This is a genomic window from Oscillibacter sp. UBA6647 (assembly GCA_002455655.1).
Taxonomy (GTDB): domain Bacteria; phylum Bacillota; class Clostridia; order Oscillospirales; family Oscillospiraceae; genus Oscillibacter.
Window position 1 is genome coordinate 1 of sequence record DKLF01000025.1, and the last position, 6,015, is coordinate 6,015.

At 57.4% G+C, this 6,015-nt stretch carries 6 protein-coding genes; 1 reads left to right on the forward strand and 5 read right to left on the reverse strand.

Features of this window, described 5'->3' with window-relative positions:
• From B2W96_RS02040 to B2W96_RS02055, 4 genes are all read right to left on the reverse strand, one after another.
• The coding region (locus B2W96_RS02040) for a dTMP kinase (protein ID WP_293008052.1) at nucleotides 1–645 on the reverse strand (645 nt) is incomplete at its 3' end.
• Nucleotides 642–1,364 (reverse strand): WecB/TagA/CpsF family glycosyltransferase, encoded by a 723-nt coding sequence (locus B2W96_RS02045; protein ID WP_293008054.1) that lies wholly within the window; start codon nucleotides 1,362–1,364, stop codon nucleotides 642–644. The genes B2W96_RS02045 and B2W96_RS02040, both read right to left, overlap by 4 nt.
• Before the next feature lie 179 nt (nucleotides 1,365–1,543).
• Entirely contained in the window at nucleotides 1,544–2,635 is a 1,092-nt protein-coding gene (locus tag B2W96_RS02050; protein ID WP_293008056.1) for a PucR family transcriptional regulator, read from the reverse strand.
• Between the two features lie 144 nt (nucleotides 2,636–2,779).
• Entirely contained in the window at nucleotides 2,780–3,508 is a 729-nt protein-coding gene (locus B2W96_RS02055; RefSeq protein ID WP_293008062.1) for a pseudouridine synthase, read from the reverse strand.
• Between the two features lie 165 nt (nucleotides 3,509–3,673).
• On the opposite strand from B2W96_RS02055, the gene B2W96_RS02060 reads away from it, so the two are divergent.
• Nucleotides 3,674–4,135 (forward strand): DUF4830 domain-containing protein, encoded by a 462-nt coding sequence (locus B2W96_RS02060; protein WP_293008058.1) that lies wholly within the window; start codon nucleotides 3,674–3,676, stop codon nucleotides 4,133–4,135.
• A 101-nt stretch (nucleotides 4,136–4,236) separates the two neighbouring features.
• Here B2W96_RS02060 and lpdA read toward each other — a convergent pair whose 3' ends face one another.
• Nucleotides 4,237–5,988, reverse strand: a complete 1,752-nt coding sequence (lpdA, locus tag B2W96_RS02065; protein WP_293008060.1) for a dihydrolipoyl dehydrogenase — start codon at nucleotides 5,986–5,988, stop codon at nucleotides 4,237–4,239.
• Nucleotides 5,989–6,015 lie beyond the last annotated feature (27 nt).

Here is a 6,015-nt window from a genome sequence, read left to right on the forward strand (position 1 = left end):
ACTCCACACCTCTTCTTGAATGTCCTCCACAGAGCGAATCTGTCCCTCTCTGGCGCAGTTCACCACCGTCCAGTCAAGGTCCCGGGCAATCTTGCGGGCATTCTCCCGGCATTCCTGCAGATATGCGTCGTCCTGCTCATGGATGTCTGCTTTGATCCCGGTGCTGCGCTCCCTCTGACGGAGCATCTGTTCCGATAGTTCCGTGGGCAAATCCAGATAGATCACCAGATCGGGCTTTGGAAGCCCCATACGGCAATACTCCAAATCAAACAGCCAGTTTAAAAAGTCTGTCCGCTCGGCGGGCGGAAGCTTCGACGCCTGATGCACCGCGTTGGAGGTGGTGTACCGGTTGGCAAGAATCAGTCCCCCTGCCTCGTAGGCTGCGCCCCAGTCCTGCTTATAGGAGGCGTACCGATCCACCGCATACAGCGCGGAGGCAGCGTAAGCGCTGACATCGCCGGGGTTTTTCCCAAGCGCCCCATCCAGATACAATCTGGCAGGCTCGGCAAAGGGGTTTCCGTACCGGGGAAAGTCAATCTCCAAAAAGGGCACGCCCATTTTCTTCAGTCTCTCTCCCAGCAGCCGGGCCTGCGTGGCTTTGCCGGACCCGTCGGTTCCCTCGAACACAATCAGCTTTCCGTTCATTTCCGCCGTCTCCCCTCTGCCCGCACATGAATCAGAAACAGCGGCAGCTTCATCATCCGCCCAAGGCGGCGGGGCTCTTTGCACAGTCTGTAAAACCACTCCAGCCCGTGGCGGGACCAAAATTCCGGAGCGCGCTCCACCCGGCCCGCGAATACGTCCAGACTTCCTCCCAGACCGCACAGCAGACGTGCTCCTGTGGCCTCTCCGTTTTTCGCCATCCACATCTCCTGCTTCGGCGCGCCGAGGCACACAAACACACAGTCCGCACCACTAAGGCGGATAGCGTCCACCACAGGTGCGTCCTCTTTAAAATACCCGTCGTGGGTCCCGGCAATTCTCAGACCGGGATAGCGGGCCGCAAGGCGGGTCCCCGCCTCCTCCGCAACCCCCGGCTTCGCCCCCAGCAGGTAGAGAGACTTCCCCTCCTCCGCCAGTTTCCCCATCAAGTGCTCTGCAAATTCAATCCCCGGCGTTTTTTCCTTTAGGGGGGTCCCCAGCATCGCCGCACCCTTAATGACGCCGATGCCGTCCGGCAAAACCAGCGCCGCGCCGTTCACGACGCTTAGAGCCGCCGGGTCCTCCCGGCAAAGCTCTATAATTTCGGGGTTGGGGGTCGCGACATAATGCGCTCCCTCCGTATTCAAAAGGCGCTGCCCCTCCGCCACGGCCTCCGCCATGGTCAAATTGTCAAAGCCCACGCCCAACACATCAATCCGCATGGAAACACCTCGTACATTTTTCACACTCATACAGCTCTGCATTATATCATATCCGGGGACCTTTGTCCAACGCAAAAATTCCTGAATTTGTCCGTGCTCTCCACAGGGACAGCGGGCAAAACGCACCTCGCCACAGAAAAAAAGAGCGGACGTTGCGTCCGCTCTTTTTACTATTTCAATCAGGCGTCGATGCCCCGGGAGGTCAGGTATTTCTTGACCATCAGCGCCACCTTAAAGGTGATGGCGTCGTCAAATTCCCGAAGGTCCAGCCCCGTAAGCTTTTTGATTTTCTCCAACCGGTACACCAGCGTGTTGCGGTGGACAAACAGCTTTCTGGCGGTTTCGGAGACATTGAGGTTGTTTTCAAAGAACTTGTGGATGGTGAACAGTGTCTCCTTATCCAGCGCATCGATGGGATTTTTCTTGAATACTTCCTGTAAGAACATCTCGCACAGAGTGGTGGGAAGCTGATAAATCAGGCGGCCAATGCCAAGGTTTTCATAATTGATGACGTATTTCTCCGTGTCAAAAACCTTGCCCACCTCAATGGCGATCTGCGCCTCCTTATAGGACTTGGCCAAATCACGCAGATGGGTTGCCACGGTGCCGATGCCCACCACGGCGGCGGGCTCGCCGCTTACCTGAAGCGCCTCTTCAATGGAAGCTGCAATCTTGTTCAGTTCGCGGACGCCGGCCCCTTCTGGAAGCTGGCAGATCAAAACCACGTTCCCTTCGCCCACGGAGAGAACAAAATCGTTCTGCCGGTCGGGATACAGGGTTTGAATCGCGTCCGTGGGGACGGACTCGGTCTTTTTCAGGGAACGAATGACAAACACGCCCCGGGCCACGTCGCTGGAAACCCGCAGCTCCTTGGCACGCATATAAATGTCGCCCAGCATGATGTTGTCGGTGATAATATCCTTGATAAAGGAGCCGCGGTCGTGCTTTTCCTCATAATAGGACTTGGCGGAATTCAGCGCCACAGCGGCAAGGGCGCAGACTGTTTTGCTGATTTCGTTGTCGCCGAAGGCAAACGCGGCATAGTCAAACTGCGCCCCCCAGCCGTTCAGCGCCTTGAACGTCTTTCCGGAGGAAACCACCATGCTCCCCCCTGCGGTATTGATCGCGGGGACAAACTCCGCCCACCGCTGCCCGATCATGGAAAGCTCGCTGCACGCGATGACGATTCCCTCTCCGTCGATCACGCCCACCGTCCGGTCCGCGTTCTCCTTGAGCTGCAGGACTACATTCTGAAAAATTCTTCCCGACATTGCCGGCCCTCCTAGCGCACATTCTGCGTTTTTCTTTGTGCATTCTGTCAATGCCCATATTATATCGACATTTTTGTGAAAATGCAAGACTTTTTTTCTTTTTTCAACAAATTTTTAGACGGCTTTTTGTGTGATATTAAGCTTTCAACCGATTCCGCTTTCACCGTTTTGTAACATCTGCCGCTCCTCCTCTGCCAGAAGCCGAAAACCGCCGGAGTCCAGCGCCGTATCCAGAGTCAATTTGCCCATGGACAGCCGCTTGAGATACAACACAGGCTTCCCCCGAAACGCCAGCATACGCTTCACCTGATGAAACTTTCCTTCTCGAAGAGTCACAAGGCACTCGCTCGTCCCCCCTGCGGACAGAATTTCAAGGCCCGCCGGAAGGCAGACAAGTCCGTCCTCCAGCGTCATGCCCGACTCGAACGCACGGCTGTCCTCTTCCTCCAGCCTCCCAGCCGTTCTTGCATAATACACTTTGTCCACATGGTATTTCGGGGAGAGGAGCCGATGTGCGGTCTGTCCGTCGTTTGTCAGCAAAAGCAGCCCCTCGGTGTCCTTGTCCAGCCGCCCCACTGGAAACAGCCCCAGCTTTTGCAGCTCGGTTGGCAGAAGGTCCAGAACGGTTTGTCCCCGCCCGTCCTCCGTTGCGGAGAGAACGCCCGCAGGCTTGTTCAGCATCACCCATGTGTATCGAGACAGCACAACAGGCTCCCCATCCACCGCAAGAACCGCAGTCTTCGGGTCGTACTTCGTCTCCGGCGAGGGCGCGGGTGCACCGTCTGCCAGAACCCGGCCCTGCTTCACCAGCAGCTTTACCTCACGCCGGGACCATTTCCCGGTTCCGGAAAGCAGCTTGTCCAGTCTCTGCATTTCCACGGCTTACTCCCCCCTTTCCATTGCGATTGTCCTTAATTTTAGCATATCCCGGCGGCGAATGGAATAAGGAAATGACGGAAGGGTAGGAGAGTTTGTCCGAAGCGTCATGGTTTTGCGCGCGGCAGCCTGCGGCGCGCGGGGAGAAAGGGATGGTTGTTTATGTTCATCTGGACGGCGCATCTGCGAAAGAAACGGGTGCTTGCGGCAGTGGTGCTGCTTGCCGCGCTGGCAATTCTGCTGGTGGTACTCGGAGGTATTTTCCGCAGTCCGGCGGAGAAGGGCGCCGCGCGGCTGGACACGGAGGAGGCCCGCAACGGCTACTTAAAGGAGCTGGGCTGGGAGGTTTCCCCCGACCCGGTATCCACCCTGCAAATCCGCATTCCAGACCCCCTGACAGAGGATTACGAGGCTTACAACGATCTTCAACGGGAGCAGGGCTTTGATTTGGCGGAGCTGAAGGGCCAACAGGTCACCCGCTATACATACAGCGTTTTAAATTATCCGGGGCATCCTGATGGCGTGCAGGTAAATCTGTATCTCTGCGAGGGGCTTCCGGCGGCAGGGGACATCATTGTCACCGGGGCAAATGGTTTTCAGGCGGGTTTGGACTTTCCTGAATAAGTGCACTTTAAATTTCCCGCTCCGGGCCAAAAAAATTCAACATGCCGCCGCCCGCCGTAAAACTACGGCGGGCGGCAGTATTTTCAAAGAGGAATGCGCGTTTAATTCTTGGTATGAATGGCTCGCTTTTCCACGTTCAGCGCCGCCTCACGCATCGTCTCCGTGACGGTGGGATGACTGTGAATCGTGGAGATCAGCTCCTCCACCGTGGCCTCCAGCCGCAGCGCCAGCGCACCCTCGGCGATGAGGTCCGTGGCCCGGGGCCCGATGATGTGCATACCCAAAACCTCGCCGTATTTCTCGTCGGCGATGATCTTCACCAAACCCTCGCCTCCATTGAGAATCAGAGCCTTTCCGTTGGCACTCATGGGGAATTTGCCAACCTTGTAAGCAATGCCCTTCGCCTTGCACTGCTCTTCGGTGAGACCAACTCCTGCGGCCTCCGGCTCCATATACACGCAGGTGGGGTTGGTCTTCTCGTCGTATACCGCAGACACGCCGCAGATATTTTCCGCAGCCACCTCGCCCATAGCGGAGGCGGTGTGGGCAAGCTGGGCATAGCCCAGCACACAATCGCCGATGGCATACACGCCGGGAACGCTGGTTTCCATTTTCTCATTGACGATGATGCGGCCCCGGTCGTTGTTCAGCCCGGCGGCCTCCAGATTGAGCGACGCGGTGTTGGCGCGGCGGCCGATTGCCACCAAAACCTTCTCCGCTTCAAAGCTGACGGTTTCACCAGCCTTATTTTTGCAGACGACCTTTGCGCCCACGGGAGAGGACTCTACGGCCTGCACGGGGCACTCCAAATGGAACTCCATGCCCATCTTCTTCATGTGAGCCACGCCGATTTCCGTAAGGTCGCTGTCCAGCATGGGCAGCATGTGGTCCAGCGCTTCCACCACCGTGATTTTCGTACCAAAGGCGGAGTAGGCACAGGCCAGCTCCAGTCCGATCACGCCGCCGCCGATGACCACCATGCTCCCCGGCAGCTTCTCAAGGCTGAGTGCGCCGGTGGAGTCGATGCAGTTGGGGTTTTCCTTCAATCCGGGGATGGGCGGCGCGAAGTTGACGGAACCGGTGGCCACGATGATCGCGTCGGCAGTCATGGTTTCAGAAGACCCGTCAGCCTTTTTCACCAGCAGGGTCTTGGGTGCGGTAAAGGCCGCCTCGCCGTCAAGCTTTGTCACCTTATTCAGTTTCAGAAGACCCGCCACACCGGAGGTCAGTTTTTTGGAAATATCATTTTTGTGGGAAATCACCTGTGGGAAATCCACTGTAACGCTGTCGACCTTTACACCAATTTCCGATCCCTGCTCCTTAATCTGAGAGATCAGCTCCGCGCTGTGGAGCAGGCATTTCGTGGGAATACAGCCAATGTTCAGGCATGTGCCGCCCAAATGCTCCCGCTCAATGAGCGTTACCTTTGCACCAAGCTGCGCGGCCCGGATCGCGGCAACATAGCCGCCAGGACCGCCGCCCACCACCAAAACGGTCTTCGCGCCAACCGTTGACGCGGCTGCCGCCGGAGTGGATGCGGGTGCGGCAGCGACGGGTTCCGCTGCGGGGGCAGCGGATGCGGTGGCTGCTCCACCCGCGGTGGGAACTGCCTCTCCCGGCTGGCCGATGTAGGCCACCACGGTCTTGCACGCCACCGTCTCTCCCTCACCCACCATAATTTTCAGAAGCGTGCCGTTGGTGTCGCACTCCACGTCGTTGGTCAGCTTGTCCGTGGCCACGGAGTACAGGATGTCCCCCGCTTTTACGGCGTCGCCCTCTTTTTTCTTCCACTCCTCGATGGTGCCCTCGGTCATCGTCAGGCCCATTTTCGGCATCAGAACTTCAATTGCCATAATAAATGTCCTCCTACAATATAAATT

Bases quoted from the DNA above. Each gene is read 5' to 3' on its own strand.
- B2W96_RS02045 (WP_293008054.1), bottom strand. From the start codon at position 1,364: ATGCGGATTGATGTGTTGGGCGTGGGCTTTGACAATTTGACCATGGCG.
- B2W96_RS02050 (WP_293008056.1), bottom strand. From the start codon at position 2,635: ATGTCGGGAAGAATTTTTCAGAATGTAGTCCTGCAGCTCAAGGAGAAC.
- B2W96_RS02055 (WP_293008062.1), bottom strand. From the start codon at position 3,508: ATGCAGAGACTGGACAAGCTGCTTTCCGGAACCGGGAAATGGTCCCGG.
- B2W96_RS02060 (WP_293008058.1), top strand. From the start codon at position 3,674: ATGTTCATCTGGACGGCGCATCTGCGAAAGAAACGGGTGCTTGCGGCA.
- lpdA (WP_293008060.1), bottom strand. From the start codon at position 5,988: ATGGCAATTGAAGTTCTGATGCCGAAAATGGGCCTGACGATGACCGAG.